Annotated in this window: 15 protein-coding genes; 6 read left to right on the plus strand and 9 right to left on the minus strand. The window is 69.2% G+C overall.

Annotation, left to right across the window (positions count from 1 at the left end):
* Window positions 1–4 precede the first annotated feature (4 nt).
* The 3 genes from FKO37_RS10085 to FKO37_RS10095 are packed head-to-tail and all read right to left on the minus strand — an operon-like array spanning window position 5 to window position 2,969.
* The gene (locus FKO37_RS10085; protein ID WP_134667009.1) at window positions 5–883 is read right to left on the minus strand and encodes an ABC transporter permease; all 879 of its coding nucleotides are present in this window, start codon (window positions 881–883) and stop codon (window positions 5–7) included.
* A complete protein-coding gene (locus FKO37_RS10090; RefSeq protein WP_134667007.1) occupies window positions 880–1,884 on the minus strand; it encodes an ABC transporter ATP-binding protein in 1,005 nt (334 codons plus the stop codon). The genes FKO37_RS10085 and FKO37_RS10090 overlap by 4 nt, the downstream gene beginning before the upstream one ends.
* Window positions 1,881–2,969, minus strand: coding sequence for an outer membrane lipoprotein carrier protein LolA (locus FKO37_RS10095; protein ID WP_238604321.1), 1,089 nt, complete (start codon window positions 2,967–2,969; stop codon window positions 1,881–1,883). Before FKO37_RS10095 ends, FKO37_RS10090 begins: the two co-directional genes overlap by 4 nt.
* Window positions 2,970–3,114: 145 nt before the next feature.
* On the opposite strand from FKO37_RS10095, the gene FKO37_RS10100 reads away from it, so the two are divergent.
* Genes FKO37_RS10100 through FKO37_RS10110 form a run of 3 tightly spaced genes read left to right on the plus strand, consistent with a single transcriptional unit; the run spans window position 3,115 to window position 5,572 of the window.
* Entirely contained in the window at window positions 3,115–3,825 is a 711-nt protein-coding gene (locus FKO37_RS10100) for a response regulator transcription factor (RefSeq protein ID WP_037816645.1), read from the plus strand.
* Window positions 3,822–5,147 carry a HAMP domain-containing sensor histidine kinase gene (locus FKO37_RS10105; protein WP_037816639.1) on the plus strand — a complete coding sequence of 442 codons (1,326 nt, stop codon included), beginning with the start codon at window positions 3,822–3,824 and terminating at the stop codon, window positions 5,145–5,147. The genes FKO37_RS10100 and FKO37_RS10105 overlap by 4 nt, the downstream gene beginning before the upstream one ends.
* A 23-nt stretch (window positions 5,148–5,170) precedes the next feature.
* On the plus strand, window positions 5,171–5,572 hold the full coding sequence (locus tag FKO37_RS10110; RefSeq protein ID WP_037816638.1) for a (deoxy)nucleoside triphosphate pyrophosphohydrolase: 402 nt from the start codon (window positions 5,171–5,173) through the stop codon (window positions 5,570–5,572).
* A gap of 21 nt (window positions 5,573–5,593) precedes the next feature.
* On the opposite strand, the gene trpS is transcribed toward FKO37_RS10110, so the two are convergent.
* Window positions 5,594–6,559: a tryptophan--tRNA ligase gene (trpS, locus tag FKO37_RS10115; protein WP_037816636.1), complete on the minus strand. Its 966-nt coding sequence runs from the start codon at window positions 6,557–6,559 to the stop codon at window positions 5,594–5,596.
* A gap of 176 nt (window positions 6,560–6,735) precedes the next feature.
* Here trpS and FKO37_RS10120 point away from each other — a divergent pair, with 176 nt between their 5' ends.
* A complete protein-coding gene (locus tag FKO37_RS10120) occupies window positions 6,736–7,038 on the plus strand; it encodes a YciI family protein (protein WP_043828161.1) in 303 nt (100 codons plus the stop codon).
* Window positions 7,039–7,442: 404 nt separating this feature from the next.
* Here the strand turns inward: FKO37_RS10120 and FKO37_RS10125 are convergent, their stop codons facing one another.
* Complete coding sequence (locus FKO37_RS10125; protein WP_238604322.1) at window positions 7,443–7,637, minus strand: hypothetical protein; 195 nt, start codon at window positions 7,635–7,637, stop codon at window positions 7,443–7,445.
* Between the two features lie 187 nt (window positions 7,638–7,824).
* On the opposite strand from FKO37_RS10125, the gene typA reads away from it, so the two are divergent.
* Complete coding sequence (gene typA / locus FKO37_RS10130) at window positions 7,825–9,756, plus strand: translational GTPase TypA (RefSeq protein WP_037816632.1); 1,932 nt, start codon at window positions 7,825–7,827, stop codon at window positions 9,754–9,756.
* A 216-nt stretch (window positions 9,757–9,972) separates the two neighbouring features.
* Complete coding sequence (locus tag FKO37_RS10135; protein ID WP_238604323.1) at window positions 9,973–11,703, plus strand: ABC transporter family substrate-binding protein; 1,731 nt, start codon at window positions 9,973–9,975, stop codon at window positions 11,701–11,703.
* A 332-nt stretch (window positions 11,704–12,035) separates the two neighbouring features.
* On the opposite strand, the gene FKO37_RS10140 is transcribed toward FKO37_RS10135, so the two are convergent.
* The 4 genes from FKO37_RS10140 to FKO37_RS10155 are packed head-to-tail and all read right to left on the minus strand — an operon-like array spanning window position 12,036 to window position 16,090.
* On the minus strand, window positions 12,036–13,067 hold the full coding sequence (locus FKO37_RS10140; RefSeq protein ID WP_037816630.1) for an ABC transporter ATP-binding protein: 1,032 nt from the start codon (window positions 13,065–13,067) through the stop codon (window positions 12,036–12,038).
* A complete protein-coding gene (locus tag FKO37_RS10145; protein WP_037816629.1) occupies window positions 13,064–14,161 on the minus strand; it encodes an ABC transporter ATP-binding protein in 1,098 nt (365 codons plus the stop codon). The genes FKO37_RS10140 and FKO37_RS10145 overlap by 4 nt, the downstream gene beginning before the upstream one ends.
* The gene (locus FKO37_RS10150) at window positions 14,158–15,117 is read right to left on the minus strand and encodes an ABC transporter permease (protein ID WP_037816628.1); all 960 of its coding nucleotides are present in this window, start codon (window positions 15,115–15,117) and stop codon (window positions 14,158–14,160) included. The genes FKO37_RS10145 and FKO37_RS10150 overlap by 4 nt, the downstream gene beginning before the upstream one ends.
* Window positions 15,110–16,090 carry an ABC transporter permease gene (locus FKO37_RS10155; RefSeq protein WP_037816627.1) on the minus strand — a complete coding sequence of 327 codons (981 nt, stop codon included), beginning with the start codon at window positions 16,088–16,090 and terminating at the stop codon, window positions 15,110–15,112. Before FKO37_RS10155 ends, FKO37_RS10150 begins: the two co-directional genes overlap by 8 nt.
* Between the last annotated feature and the right edge of the window lie 128 nt (window positions 16,091–16,218).

The following is a 16,218-nucleotide window of genomic DNA, read 5'->3' on the forward strand; positions in this document are numbered from 1 at the left end:
CAGGTCAGCCGTCTCGGGTGACGAGGCGTCCGTAGGCCAGCGACAGGCCGACCACGATGTAGCAGGCCGCGCGGACCGCGCCCTCGCCGAACGTCGTCAGCATCATCGGGTCCTGGAGCACCGCCGCCGGGGCGATCGTCCAGTCCTTGGTGAGCAGGAACGGGTGCAGCCACTTCAACGAGCTGAGGAAGCCGAGGATGGTGAAGACGATGTTCATGGCCAGCACCGAGGCGACCACGAGCATCGGGTGCTCGGTCCAGCTCGACACCGCCAGCGCGACCGCGCCGACCGCCCACAGCTGCAGCACGATCCAGCCGCCGACGAGCAGGATCCGCAGCAGCGCTTCGCCGAGCGACAACGTGGTGCCCGACAGCGTGAACAGTGAATCCGTGCCGTTGATGATCAACCCGGTGATCACGCCGGTCACGCACATCGAGAGCACCGCGACCACGGACACCGTCGCCACGCCGAACGCCTTGACCGCCAGCAGCCGTCCCCGGCTCACCGGCGCGATGAGCCAGCCGCGCAGCGTGCCGTGCGCGGCCTCGCCGGCGATCGCGTCCGCACCGGCCATCGCGGAGGCGAGCGGCAGCAGCAGGGTGAGCGTCAGGACCATCGCGGCGATCGGCAGCACGAACGCGTTGTTCACCGCGGACGCCAGCAGCGCGCCGCCGCTGTCGTCCGGCGCGTCGCTCCCGGAGCTCTCGCCGACCAGCGTGAGGCCGATCCCGACCACGATCGGCACCAGCGCCAGCAGCCCCAGCACGGCGAGCGTGCGCGGCCTGCGGAAGATCCAGCGCAGTTCCGCGGCGAACAGCCGGAACAACGGCACCGTGTCGTGCCCGGTCCGGCTCACCGGAACGGCGACCGCAGCGGTAGTCATGCGTCCCCCTCGGATTCGTCGCCAGCCGCCGATTCCCCTTCGGTCAGCCGCGCGAACAGGTCTTCCAGCCCGGTCCGCGCCCGGGTCGCCTCGTGCACCTCGACCCCCGCTTGCACGAGCACCTGCAGCACTCGCGGCGCGGGCGTCGCGGTGAGGTCGACGCGGACGCCGTCCGGGGTCAGCCGGGCCCCGATCCGGTTCTCCCGCAACGTTTCCACCGCGTGCTCGGCGTCCGGGGTGCGCACCAGCAGCGCGGCGTTCCCGGATTCCAGCAGATCGGCCAGTTCGCCCTGGGCGACCACCGTGCCGGACTGCAGCACCGCCACGTGCGTACAGGTCGCTTCGACCTCGGCCAGCAGATGCGAGGACACCACCACGGTCACGCCGTCGGCGTGCAGATCGGCGATGATACGGCGGATCTCCCTGGTACCCGCCGGATCCAGCCCGTTGGTGGGTTCGTCGAGCACGACCATCCGGCGCGGCACCAGCAACGCGCTCGCCAACCCGAGACGCTGTTTCATGCCGAGCGAATAGCCCTTGTAGCGGCGGCGCGCGGCGGCGGAGAGCCCGACCCGGTCCAGCGCGGCGTCGACCGCGCCGGGGATCGCGGACGACGCCAGCCGCGGTTCGGCCGCGGCGAACCGCAGCAGGTTGTCGCGTCCGGACAGGAACGGGTGGAAGCCCGGCCCCTCGACCAGCGCGCCGACGTCCGGCAGCGCGTGTGCGGATTCCTCCGGCATCTTCCGGCCGAGCAGTTCGACCTCGCCCGCGGTCGGGCGGACGAGCCCGAGCAGCATCCGGATCGTGGTCGTCTTGCCCGAACCGTTGGGCCCGAGCATGCCGAGCACGGCGCCCTCGGGAACGTCCAGGTCCACGTGGTCCACCGCGACTGTGCCGCGGTAGACCTTGCGCACCCCTCGGGTGCGCGCGGCCAGCGGGACCGCCGGGGCGGGCGCCTCCTCGGAGACGCCCGCCCCGGTTTCGACCGCGGTGCTGGTCACTTGGCGCCCAGCGCTTCGTAGAGGACCTGCTCCGGGACCGCGCCGGCGGCGAACCGGCCGTCGTCGGTCAGGACCGCGCCGCCCACCTTCGTGGTGAAGAGGTAGCCGCTGCCCCACGGGCCGTTGACCCGCTTGGCGAACCGGCTCAGCATCTTCTGCACGTCAGGACCCTTTTCCTGGCCCTGCGCCTGCTGCTTCGCCTGCATCAGGTCCGCGGGCACCTTGCCGGTGACGACGGTGTCCCAGCCGTCGCCGACGAGCTTGGTGTCCTGCTTGGCCTCGTTCGCCAGCGCCTTGTCGCGCTCGTCGATCTTGGCCTGCTTCTCGGTCACCTTCGCGCCCTTGGGCGGGGTGAAGGCGAACAGGTCGGCCGACTGGCCGGCGAACTCGATCTTGCTGAACGCCAGCTCCAGCGCCGGGGCGGTGGTTCCGTTGCTCAGCACCGAAAGCCGCAGCGGCATCCGGGTCTGCGAGTCGACCGCGACGCGGATCTCGCGCAGCAGCGTGCGTTCGGTCGGCTTCGGCGTGAGGACCAGCTCGTACGCCGGCCGGTCGGCGACCGTGGCCGTGCCGTCGACCGCGACGTTGCTGCTCTCGCGCACCTTGGCCAGCAGCTGCTTGGCCGCGGTGGCCGGGTCGGGGGACTGGCCCTCGACCGGCTGGTGCTTGGTCGCGACGTCCGCCGGGATGGTGGTCTTGGTCGCGCTGTTGGTCTTGGAGTCGTAGTCCCACACGGTGTTGCCGTTGTGGACGATCGTCTCCTGCGTCTGCCCCTTGGTCAGCGACACCTTCGTCTTGCCCGCGCCGTCGCTGAACACCTGCGCCGAGTCGATGCCGAGCGCGCTCGCCCCCGGGACCGCGCCGGTCGCCATTTTCGGCAGGCCGAGGTCGTTGCTCACCGTCACCGTGCCGTCGAACGGCGCGGGCTTCGCGGCGACCACCGACTGGACCAGTTCCTCCGCGCTGACCTGAGGCAGCTTCGGCGCGTCCCCCGCCGAGGCAGGCATCGCCACCACGACCAGTCCGCCCACGCCGAGCGCGGTGCCGACGACGGCCGCGGTGATGGCCTTCTTCTTCGGATCCATCTCGTCTCTCCCTGTGTTCCCGGGCTTTGGCGGGCCCGGCTCCCGGTGCAGACGTTCCCCTGCCGAGGCTGAGATACCCCTGAATGTTCGGCCCGTTCAGCTGAGATGGCACTGAGAGTACGCGCGTCAACTGCGCAGACCGGCCATGATGAGGATCGTGAAACCTCGGGTGCTGGTGGTCGACGACGAACCTGGTGTGCGCAAGGCGCTGCAGCGCGGCCTGCGCGCGGAGGACATGGACGTGGTCACCGCCGCGGACGGGCCGACCGGGCTGCAGCTCGCGCGCACCGGTTCGTTCGACGTCGTGCTGCTGGACATCATGCTGCCCGGCTTGTCCGGCTACCGCGTGCTGGAACGGCTGCGCGCGGAGAACGTGACCACGCCGGTGCTGCTCGTGTCCGCGAAAGACGGCGAGATCGACCAGGCCGACGGCCTCGACCTCGGCGCGGACGGTTACCTCGTGAAGCCGTTCTCGTTCGTCGTGCTGGTCGCGCAGGTGCGGGCGGTGCTGCGTCGTGCCGGGCCGGACGCGTCGCGCGGCGCGCTGAAACTCGGTGCGCTGGAGGTCGACCGGGCGCTGCGGCAGGTGCACTGGAACGGGCAGGACGTGCCGTTGAGCCCGCGCGAATTCGGCTTGCTGGAGGTGCTCGTCGGGCGCGCGGGGACGGTCGTGACGAAGGACGAGCTGCTGCGCGCGGTGTGGGGCGAGGAGCAGGCCGTCACGCGGAATCTCGTTGAGGTGTATGTGGGTTACGTGCGGCGCAAGCTCGACGCGGTCGGCGCGGGTTCGATCCTGCGGACGGTGCGCGGGCACGGCTATCTCGCCTCCGACGACCAGCTTGACGAGGTCAGGTGACCGGCTCGCCGTCGTCGTGGTGGGGCCGCCGGTCGCTGCAGGTCCGGATCACCGTGCTCGCCGCGGCGATCACCCTCGGCTGCCTGCTGGGCCTCGCCGCGCTGGCGGCGAACAAGCTCGACCCGCTGCTCACGGATTCGGTCGACGAGGAGCTGTCGGCCGCGCTCGTTCCGGCGACCAGTGCGGTTTCCGCCGGGACGCCGCTCGCCGCGGCGGACCCGGTGACGGTGCGGGTGCTGGACATCGCCGGGAATCCGGTGGACGGCCAGGCGCGGCCGAAGCTGACCGGCCAGGAGGTCTCGCAGCTCAAGGCGGGGTTGCCGGTGCAGTCGGACGGATCGCGCTGGCGCGGTCAGGTGGTCAGCGCGCCGAACGGCAGCCAGCGGCTGGTCGTCGCCGGGGCCGGGTTGGTCGGGTTCGCCGCCGCGGTGCATTACGGCGGGTTGTGGCTGGTCGTGGTCGCGCTGGTCGGTGCGCTGGTGGCCGCACTGGCGACCTGGCTGGTCGTGCGGCTCGCGCTGCGGCCGGTGGCGCGGATGCGCGGTCTGGTGCGCGCGCTGCCGCCGGGTTCGCGGCTGCCGCTGCCGACGTCGCACGACGAAATGCGCGCGCTGGCCGAGGAATTCAACGCGCTGCTCGAACGCCAGGAGGAGGTCAGCCAGCGGCTGCGCCGGTTCACCGGCGACGCGGCGCACGAGCTGCGGTCACCGGTCGCGTCGATCCGGGTGCAGGCCGAGGTGGCGGTGACGAACCCCGATCCGGAACTGTCGCAGGAGACGCTCTCGGACATCCTCGAGGAGTCGGAACGGCTGTCCGGCCTGCTCGACGGCCTGCTCGCACTCGCTCGTTCCGACGCTGGTGAAGTGCCGCCCGCGGAACCGGTCGAGGTGGTGTCCGAGGTTCGCGCGGCGGTGCGGCGGTTGCCCTCCGGGGCGCCCGACACGCGGGTGAGCAGCGCGGTGGCGCAGGCCTGGGCGTCGGCGGCGCACCAGGAGGTCGAGCTGGTGCTGGACAACCTGCTGCGCAACGCCTGCCGGTACGCGTCCGGGCAGATCGTGGTGTCCGTGCTGGCCTCGCGCTCGAAGGTGCGGGTCGTGGTGGACGACGACGGCCCCGGCATCGCGCCCGAGCACCGGAGCAAGGTGTTCGACCGGTTCTACCGGGTGTCGGACGACCGGGCGCGCTCGTCCGGCGGAACCGGCTTGGGCCTGGCGATGGTTGCCGAAACTGTGCGCCGTCGCGGCGGCAACGTACGGGTCGGCGAATCGCCGGACGGCGGCGCGCGGTTCGAGGTCACCTGGCGGGCGGGCGCGGACCGGTGAATCCGGTGGGGGAGACTGAGCGCATGGACGCGGTCATCGTCGGGGCGGCACTGGTGCGCGACGGCAAGCTTCTTGCCCAGCAACGGGCTTGGCCGCCGCATCACGCCGGCCAGTGGGAACTGCCGGGCGGACGCGTCGAGGAGGGCGAGACCGAGGCCTTCGCGCTGGCCAGGGAATGCCACGAGGAATTGGACGTGGTGGTCACCGTCGGCGACCGGGTCGGCCCGGAAATCCCGCTGCCAGGCGGAAAAGTCCTGCGCGTGTACTCCGCCGCGCTGCTGTCCCCGGGCGACGAGCCGCGCGCGGTCGAACACACCGCACTGCGCTGGGTCGGACACGACGAACTGAACGAACTGGACTGGCTCCCCGCGGACCGGGACCTGCTGCCCGCGCTGAGCGCTCTCGTGAGTGCTGGCTCTCAGTAGAACCAGCACTCACGAGGCCCTTCAAGCAGCCCCGACCATCCGCAGCGCCGCCGACACCCGGTGCGAACTGCGATCGATCGCCCGCTCCGCCCCCGCCTTGCGCACCCGCTCCAGCTCGGCGACGTCGTCCAGCAACGCGCGCGTGCCCTCCCGCACCGGACGCAACTCCTCGATCACCGCGTCCGCGACCGCGTCCTTGAGCACGCCGTACGACGGATACTTCTCGGCCAGCTCGGCCGGATCACCGCCCCCGCACGCAGCCAGGATCTCGAGCAGGTTCGAGATCCCCGGCCGATTCTCCGGGTCGTAAACGGGCACCGAATCACCGTCGGTGCGCGCCTTACGAATCTTGCGCCGCACCTGATCCGGCTCGTCCAGCACGAACACGACCCCGGCGGAATCCTGCGCGGATTTGGACATCTTCCGCGTCGGCTCAGCGAGGTCCTTCACCCGAGCCCCGGCAGGCGGCAACGTCGCCTCCGGAATGACGAACACCTCGCCGTAGGTGGAGTTGAACCGCCGGGCAAGCGTGCGAGCCAACTCGACATGCTGCCGCTGATCCTCGCCGACCGGCACTTCATCCGCCCCCTGCAACAGGATGTCGGCCGCCATCAGCACCGGATAAGTCAGCAAACTGAGCCGCACCCCGGCCTGCCCCTTGGATTTCTCCTTGAACTGGATCATCCGCGCCGCCTCGCCGTACGAGCAAGTGCACTCCAGCACCCACGTCAGCGCCCCGAGCTCGCGGGCAAGATCGGACTGCACGAACACCCGCTCCGGCGCGATCCCGGCGGCCACCAGCACGGCAAGCTGCTCCGTCGCCAACGACCGCAACTTCGCCGGATTGTGCGCGGTAGTCATCGCATGCAGGTCAGAGACGAAATACAGATCGTCCGGCCCGCCTTCCGCAGCCCACCGCCGCAACGCGCCGAGGTGGTTGCCGAGCTGAACGTGACCGGACGGAGTGATGCCGGACAACTGGACCATTGGATTTCCCTCTCCCTTGGATGTTCGCCCCCGGGAGCAGGCACAAAAAAAGCCGCCCACCGGGGCGGCCTTCGCTGGTTTTTCAGCGCAGAGCTTCAGGGCCGCCAACGGGCGGCCACCACTGAGTGCTCTGGAAACGCATGCGACGAGCCTAGCACCGGACTACGGTTCGAACCATGTTCGTCGTCGTGCTCACGTACATCGTTCCGCTAGAGGAAATCGACCGCGCCCTGCCAGCGCACAACGAGTGGCTCACGAAGCAGTACGAAGACGGCCACTTCCTGGCCTCCGGAGGCCAACGCCCCCGCACCGGCGGCGTGCTGATCACCCGCCCCATGGAACGCGCACAGCTGGACGCGATCCTGGCCACCGACCCCTTCGCGATCGGCCAGCTGGCCACCTACGAAATCATCCACTTCCAGCCCACCAGGACGGCCCCCGAGCTGAACCTGGTGAACGAACTCTTGGACAAGAACTAGCGAATTCCGTGAGGGCCACCCTGAGGGAATCTGATTCCGTGAGGGTTCCCCTCACGACCCGCTCGCCCGCCCCGCGCCCGCTCAGGATGCCGCCCCAATGCGGCATTGGGTGCGTCCCACGCACCGAACGCCACATTGGGTGCGTCGCATGCACCCAATGCCACATTGGGGCGCTAGCCCCGCCGCGAAAGAAACCGCCACCGATGCACTCAACTGTCGGTGCACCCACACCACCCCCGCACCCCGATACGAAGCTCTCCTGCGGTCTGGGGTGGCTTGTCAAGGCATCTTTCCCGCCTTGACAAGCCACCCCAGACCGTCAGCACAATCAAGCTTCGGGGTGCCCCACCGCACTCCCCAAAAGCAATGTCGCCGCCAGGCGACGAGCCGAAGACGAACGGGGATCAAGCAGCCTTAGCCACCTGCTTCTTAGCCTTCTTCAACGCCAAAACCGGACACTTCTTACACCGATCCTTAGACCGGCAGCACTTCTTCTTGACCTTCCCGGCCTTCATCAACTTCCGCACCACAGCCCGAGGATCGTCCGCGCCTTTTTTCCCCACCGCGCACTCCTCAAACCGGTCGTCAAGAACACCCATCAGATTAGGTGAGCCTAACCGATCATAGGGCGTGGCGCTCCTCACACCAACCCAACAGGTATCCTGGTTGAAGTCCGCGTGTGGCCAAAGCCGGTCAGCGAGAGCCGGTCGCTGTGTCCGGTGCCCGTCATCCCGTCCGCCGCGCGGTGCCACCCGCCTTTATTCTTCGAAGTTCAGGAGTCTTCGCGTGCCCGCAGCCAGCGCCACCGCGGTCGAAACCGGCCGCGCGTCCGGCAAGACCCGGCCCGACCTGCGCAACGTCGCGATCGTCGCCCACGTCGACCACGGCAAGACGACCCTGGTCGACGCCATGCTCCGCCAGTCCGGCGCCTTCGCCGAACGCGCCGAGCTGGTCGACCGCGTGATGGACTCCGGTGAGCTCGAGCGGGAAAAGGGCATCACCATTCTCGCGAAGAACACCTCGATCCACCGCCAGACCCCCGAGGGCACGGTCACCATCAACGTGATCGACACCCCGGGCCACGCCGACTTCGGCGGCGAGGTCGAGCGCGGCCTCTCCATGGTCGACGGCGTCGTGCTGCTGGTCGACGCGAGCGAGGGCCCGCTCCCGCAGACCCGCTTCGTGCTGCGCAAGACGCTCGAGGCGAAGCTGCCGGTGATCCTGCTGGTCAACAAGGTCGACCGGCCGGACGCGCGGATCTCCGAGGTCGTCGAGGAGACCCACGACCTGCTGCTCGACCTGGCCGGCGACATCGAGGACGCCGACCTCGACGCGATCCTCGACCTCCCGGTCGTCTACGCCTCCGCGCGCGCCGGCAAGGCGTCGCTCGAACAGCCCGAGGACGGCGGCCTCCCCGACAGCGAAAACCTCGACCCGCTGTTCGAGACCCTGCTCCAGCACGTCCCGGCCCCGGCCGCGGACCTGGACGCCCCGCTGCAGGCGCTGGTCACCAACCTCGACGCGTCGAACTTCCTCGGCCGCATCGCGCTGATCCGCATCCACGCCGGCAAGCTCCGCAAGGGCCAGACCGTGGCCTGGATGCGCGAGGACGGCACCGTGCAGAACGTCCGGATCTCCGAGCTGCTCGTCACCGAGGCGCTCACCCGCGTCCCGGCGTCCGAGGCCAGCGCCGGCGAACTGGTCGCGATCGCGGGCATCCCGGACATCACCATCGGCGACACCCTCGCCGACGCGGAGAACCCCGTCGCGCTGCCCCGGATCACCGTCGACGAGCCCGCCATCTCGATGACCATCGGCGTCAACACCTCGCCGCTGGCCGGGCGCAACGGCGGCGACAAGGTCACCGCGCGGCTGGTCAAGGCCCGTCTCGACCAGGAACTGATCGGCAACGTCTCGATCCGCGTCCTGCCGACCGAGCGCCCGGACACCTGGGAGGTGCAGGGCCGCGGCGAGCTGGCGCTGGCCATCCTGGTCGAGCAGATGCGCCGCGAGGGCTTCGAGCTCACCGTCGGCAAGCCGCAGGTGGTCCTGCGCACGATCGACGGCAAGCTGCACGAGCCGTTCGAGCGCCTGTACATCGACTCGCCCGAGGAGCACCTCGGCGCGATCACGCAGCTGCTCGCGTCCCGCAAGGGCCGCATGGAGGACATGAGCGGCAACGGCACCGGCCGGATCAAGCTGGTCTACGTGCTCCCGTCGCGCGGCCTCATCGGCTTCCGCACCGACTTCCTCACCGAAACCCGCGGCACCGGCATCGCGAACCACGTGTTCGAGGGCTACTTCCCGTGGGCGGGCGAGATCCGCACCCGGCACAGCGGCTCCTTGGTCGCCGACCGGTCCGGCCCGATCACCGCGTACGCGATGATCCAGCTCGCCGACCGCGGCACGTTCTTCGTCGAGCCCGGCGCGGAGGTGTACGAGGGCATGGTCGTGGGCGAGAACCCGCGCTTCGAGGACCTCGACATCAACATCACCAAGGAAAAGAAGCTCACCAACATGCGGCAGTCCTCGGCCGACGTGATGGAGACGCTGGCCCGCCCGCGCAAGCTCAGCCTCGAAGAGGCGCTGGAGTTCTGCGCGAGCGACGAATGCGTCGAGGTCGCGCCGGAGGTCGTGCGGGTCCGCAAGGTCACGCTCGACATCAACACCCGCGCCAAGGAGCGCTCGCGGGCCAAGAGCCGCGACAACAACAGCTGAACCTCTCGCAGGTGAAAAAGGGCGCCTCCCGTTCCCGGGAGGCGCCCTTTCGCGTGAACCCCGGCAGCGGTTCGTGCGTCCACTCTTATGGCGGTATCCACTCCGGTGTCACGGAGAGGCGGCCGATGTGGGAATCTCGATGCCGGCCCCCGCCCTGGCGTGGCAGCATGTCCGCTCGGACCACGGAGCGCGGCGGGAACTTTCAGGAGGACGAGCGTGCGATTCGGACGCCGGCTTGCGCCGGTCTTGGCGCTGGCGGGAGTACTGCTCGCCGCGTGTTCGAACACCCCGCCGCCCCCGGTGGTCACGTCGGCCCCGCCGTCGAGCACGACCAGCGCGGCGTCGTTGTCGCAGATCGTGGTCGGCGTGGACGACGTGGTCGGCGGCTACAACCCGCACAGCATCGCGGACTCGTCGACGATCACCACCGCGCTGTCGCAGCTGCTGCTGCCCTCGGTGTTCCGCCAGTCCGACGACGGCACGCGCACGCTCGACAAGACGCTGATGGTCTCCGCCGAGGTCGTCTCGCAGGTGCCGTTCACGGTCAAGTACGTGATCCGCCCGGACGCCTCGTGGTCCGACGGCGCCCCGATCGCCACCGAGGACTTCATCTATCTCGCCAACGCGATGAAGACGAACCCCGGCGTGATCGACCCGGCCGGGTACCGGCTGATCTCGGACATCGAATCCCGCGACGGCGGCAAGGGCGTCGAGGTCACCTTCAGCAAGCCGTATCCGGCCTGGCAGACGCTGTTCGACAACCTGCTGCCGCAACACCTGCTCAAGGACTCTCCCGGCGGCTGGACGAACGCCCTCGCGACGAGCTTCCCCGCGGTAGCCGGACCGTTCGCGATCAAAACGATCGACACCGCTCGCGGCGAAGCGACCCTCCAGCGCAACGACCGGTACTGGGAAAAGCCGGCCGCGGTCGACACGCTGATCCTGCGCCGCTCCGACGCGTCCGGCATCGCGACCGCGCTGCGCAGCGGCAACGACCAGTTCTCCTTGACTCGCACCGATTCCACCGGCCTGCAGCTGCTGAACGACCTGGGCTCGGCGGTCAAACTGCACACGGTGCCGCGTCCGCTGACCGCGTCGGTGCTGCTGCGCCCGGTGAGCGCGACGCTGTCCGACCCCCAAGTCCGCGCGGGCATCGCCGCGCTGCTGGACCGCGGAAAGCTGATCACGACCGGCGCGAAGGGCGGCCCGTCCGCGACGCTCAAAGCGGACGCCCAGGTACTCCCGCCTTCAGCGAAGGGATACGCCCCCACCATTCCGGCCGGCCCGCCCGCCGCACCGGACGCGACCAAGGCCGAGCAGTACTTCACCGCCGCCGGGTACAAGAAGGAAGCCGGCGTGTGGCGCAAGGGAAACAAGACGCTGTCGATCGTCCTGGCGTCGCCCGGCGAACAGGAACCGTACGCGTCGATCGCGAAGGAACTGGCGTCGGAGCTGGTCGCGGGCGGCATCGAGGTCAACCAGATCAAACCGCAGCCGCGTGATCTGTATTCGTCGCTGCTGGCAATGCCGGTGGTGAACGGGAAACAGCAGGCGAGCCCGGACTCGAACAGCACCGTCGGCGTCGACATCGCCGTCGTGGGCCAACCCGTCGGCGGCGACCCGGCGACGGTACTGGCCTCCAGCTACGGCTGCGCCCCCGAACCCGCGCCGGTGGACAAGACGAAGCCCGTGATCCCGGCGAATCCCGCGGGAATGTGCGACCAGAGCTTGCAGGCGACGATCGACTCCGCTCTGACTGGTTCGGCGACGCTCGCCGACTCGCTCAAGACGCTGGAACCGCAGCTGTGGTCCCAAAACGTCGTGATCCCGCTGTTCCAGGAAGCCGAGACTTTGGCGGTGGGCAAGGGGATTTCCGGACTGACACCTGGTCCGCCGATGCAGGGGCCCTTCGGCTCGGCGGTGAACTGGACCCGCGGGGCGACCTGATCCGGTACGCGCTGCTTCGCCTCTCCTCCTGACGTCCTTCACGGACCTCGTCATCGCACGCCAGCCCGCAGCGGCGGGCGGAACCCTCGCGCGAAGTCGCTGCTTGAGGACCGCGCTCGGCCCGGTGCGAACGTCCGTGAGGGCCACCCTGAGGGAATCAGATTCCCTCAGGGTGGCCCTCACGGACGTCAGCGGGAGCGAGGAAGCCATACCGCGCGGCCGACGCTGCGCATCGCCCTAACGAGGTCGCGCGCCACACCCCCCCGGGCTCGGCCGGTCATGCAAAAGGGGCCCCGCACCGTTAAGTGCGAGGCCCCTTCCCACATGCTGCGTCAGATCAACTGCAGACTCTCCGCGAAGTGGCAAGCCACCGGGTGCGCGTGCCCCCGGTCCACCAAAGCGGGCTCCTCCGTCTTGCACTTCTCGCGTCCGGCGTCGTCCAGCTGGTTCGCGAACTTCGGGCACCGGGTGCGGAACCGGCAGCCCGACGGCGGGTTGGCCGGGCTGGGCACGTCGCCGGTGATCACGATCCGCTGCCGGGTCCGCTCCTTGCGCGGGTCCGGCACCGGGATCGCCGAGATCAGCGCCTGCGTGTACGGGTGCGCCGGGGTCTGGAACAGCTCCTCCGACGGCGCGGTCTCGACGATCTTGCCGAGGTACATCACCGCGATCCGGTCCGCCACGTGCCGCACCACCGAGAGGTCGTGGGACACGAACAGGTACGACAAGCCGAGTTCCGCCTGCAGGTCCTTCAGCAGGTTCAGCACGCCGGCCTGGATCGAGACGTCCAGTGCGGACACCGGCTCGTCCAGCACCAGCACCTTCGGCTTCAACGCGAGCGCGCGGGCGATGCCGATGCGCTGCCGCTGGCCGCCGGAGAACTCGTGCGGGAACCGGTTGCCGTGCTCCGGGCGCAGGCCGACGGTCTTCATCAGGTCGCGGACCTGCTGCTTGCCGCCCTTTTCGTACAGCCCGTGGATGCGCAGCGGTTCGGCGATGATCTCGTTCACCGGCAGCCGCGGGTCGACCGAGGCGTACGGGTCCTGGAACACGATCTGCATGCTGCGCCGCAGCCGCTGCAGTTCGCGCTTGCCCATCGTCGCGAGGTCTTTGCCCTCGTAGGTCACCTTGCCGCTGGTGAGCGGCTGCAGTGCCAGCGCCACCCGGGCGGTGGTCGACTTGCCGCAGCCGGATTCGCCGACGAGCGCGAGCGTCTCGTGCGGGTAGATGTCGAACGACACGTCCGACACCGCCTGCACGGCCCCCGAGACGCGGCGGATCAGGCCGCCGCCGCGGATGGGGAAGTGCTTGACCAGGTTCTGCGCGGAGAGGACGGGCGCCTGCCCAGTCGTGGCCTCGCTCATCGGTTCGTCTCCGTGTCGGTCGCGGCGGCCTCCACGGCGACCGGGACGGCTGCCGCGTCGGCCGAGGTGGCGCTGAACAGCTCGGCCGGGTCCTTCCCGACGACCTGCTCGGTGAAGTGGCAGGCCGCGTGCTGGCCGTTGGGTCCCGCCACGAGCGCGGGCTCCTCCTCGTCGCAAATCGGCTGCGACAGCGGGCAGCGCGGGCTGAACGGGCAGCCCGGCGGCATGTTCTGCGTGGCGGGCGGCGAACCGGTGATCGGCGTGAGCCGGTCGGTCTTCACGTCCAGCCGCGGCAGGCTGCCGAGCAGGCCCAGCGTGTACGGCATCCGCGGGTTGTAGAAAATGTCGTCGACCGTGCCGGACTCGACGACCTTGCCCGCGTACATCACGTGCACCCGGTCCGCCTGCCCCGCGATCACGCCGAGGTCGTGCGTGATCAGCACCATCGCCGCGCCGGTTTCCTTCTGCGCGGCCTGCAGCGCCTCGAGGATCTGCGCCTGCACCGTCACGTCGAGCGCGGTGGTCGGCTCGTCCGCGATGATCACGTCCGGGTTGTTGGCCATCGCGATCGCGATCACCACGCGCTGGCGCATGCCGCCGGACAGCTGGTGCGGGTACTCGTCCGCGCGCTGCGCCGGGTTCGGGATGCGGACCAGGTCGAGCAGTTCGATCGCCTGCTTCTTCGCGACGTCCTTGCGCACGTCGTGGTGCGCGGTGATCGCCTCGGCGATCTGGTCGCCCACGGTGTACACCGGGTTCAGCGAGGTCATCGGGTCCTGGAAGACCATCGCGATGCCCTTGCCGCGGACCCGGTTCAGTTCCTTCTCGTTCGACTTCAGCAGGTCCTGCCCGCCGAACCGGATCGAGCCGGACACCTTCGCGGTCTTCGGCAGCAGGCCCATCACCGCGAGCGAGGTGACCGACTTGCCGGAACCCGATTCGCCGACGATGCCGAGCACTTCGCCGCGGCGAAGCTGGTAGTTCACGCCGCGCACGGCGCTGACCACGCCCTCGCTGGTCGGGAACTGCACGGTCAGGTCCTCAACGACGAGGACGGGATCGCCGCCGCGTCCTTGCGAGCCGTTCTCGGTCATGCGCGCACCTTCGTCTGCTGGGGGTCGAACGCGTCCCGCAGGCCGTCCCCGATGAAGTTGATCGTCAGCGCGATCAGGATGATGAAAATGCCCGGGAAGTAGAACAGCCACGGCCGCGTGTCGATCGCGGTCTGCGCGCTGCTCACGAGGAGCCCGAGCGAGGTGTCCGGCGGCTGCACGCCGAAGCCGAGGAACGACAGCGCCGTCTCGAGCAGGATGGCGATCGACACGAGGATCGTCAGGTTGACGATGATCGCGCCGAGCGCGTTGGGCACCAGGTGCCGGAAGATGATCCGGCTGTCGCTCGCGCCGAGCGCCTTCGACGCCTCGACGAACTCCTTCTCGCGCAAGGAAAGCACGACACCGCGCGCCACCCGGGACACATACGCCCAGTAAAGCCCGCCGATGACGACCGCGATCAGCCACCACGTGCCGCCGGACTGGTGGCCGAGCACCGCGGCCACCGCGAGCAGCGGCAGCGTGAGCACGAGGTCGGCGATGCGCATCAGGACCGTGTCGAGCCAGCCGCGGTAATAACCGGCGACCGCGCCCCACACGGTGCCCACGACGGTCGCGAAGATCGCGACGAGGATCGAGATCTGCAGCGAGATCTGCGTCCCGCGCATGACCTGCGCGAGGGTGTCGTGGCCGACCGCGTCGGTGCCGAACGGGTGGTCGCCCGAGGGCGGCGCCGAGTTCTGGTCGGTGATGTCGGCCGCGTTGTACTTCCAGATCGCGGCTCCGACATAGGCGAACAGGATGATCAGCACGAACACGACGAGGCTGATCATCGCGAGCCGGTGCTGCAGGAACCGCCGGAAAACCAGCTGCGCCTGGCTGCGCTCCTTGACCGTGAACTCGCGTTCCGGCGCGCCCTGCGGGGTCTGCGGGTCGTCCGGAGCGAACCGAGCACCGCCCAGGGTGGTGGGCGGGGTGTCGAATACGTCGTTAGGCATAGCGGATCCTCGGGTCGAGCAGGCCGTAGAGCAGATCGGCGACCAAGTTGAGCAGGATGATGAACGTGGCCGCGATGAGAAGCCACGCTTCCACCGCGTACACGTCGCTTCGCTTGATCGCGTCCAGCAGGAAAGCGCCCGCGCCTTGCCATTGGAACACGGTCTCGGTCACCACGGCACCGCCGAGGATCGAGCCGATGTCGAGAGCGGTCACCGTGGTCAGCGGGATCAGCGCGTTGCGCAGCGCGTGCTTGCGCGTGACCGTCCAGCGCGGCAGGCCCTTGGCCCGGGCGAGACGGACGTAATCGCTGTTGAGCACCTCGAGCATGGACGCGCGCTGGTAGCGGCTCCAGGCCGCGTAACTGGTCAGCGCGAGCGAGATCGTCGGCAGGATCAGGTGGCCGAGCACGTCGCCGAACTGGGACCAGAACCCGCCCGCGGCGACCACCGACGAGGAACCGATGGTGTAGAAGACCTGGTCGCCGACCGTCGTGTTGATCGAGATGCCGATCTGCTTCAGCACGAGGGCGAACCAGAACGACGGCATCGACAGGAAGAGGAAGCCGAAGAAGGTCGCGGTGTAGTCGAACTTGGAGTACTGCCGCGACGCGCTGATCACGCCGATCAGCACGGCGAGGATCAGCGCCACCACCATGGCGAGCACGATCAGCCGCAGCGTCACGCCGAACCGGCCGAACACCTCGCTGCCGATGTTCATGGTGGACTGGACCGAGGGCCCGAAATCACCGTGCAGCACGCCGGTGATCCAGTGCCAGTATCGCTCGAGAATCGGCTGGTCGAGATGCAGCCGGATGCGTTCGAGCTCGATGGTGCGAGGGGGCGGCGGCGGGTTTCTCGCGATCAGCGGGGTCAACGGGTTGGCCGAAAGCGACACCATCACGAAGACGACGAACGTCGACACGATGAGGATCGGCACCGAGACGAAAAGCCGGCGCAGTGCGAAGGCAAGCATGGAGGTCTTCCTGCTCTGGACGGTGTTCTGCCGGCGCCCGCCGCTCGTGGTGGCAGGCCTTGGCGACGTAACGGGGCAATCGTGGTGTTCGGGAACTAAAAGGGCAATTGTTCGCGGATACGGTGAAG

This window comes from Amycolatopsis sp. Poz14 (assembly GCF_006704225.1).
In the GTDB taxonomy this organism is placed as follows: domain Bacteria; phylum Actinomycetota; class Actinomycetes; order Mycobacteriales; family Pseudonocardiaceae; genus Amycolatopsis; species Amycolatopsis nivea.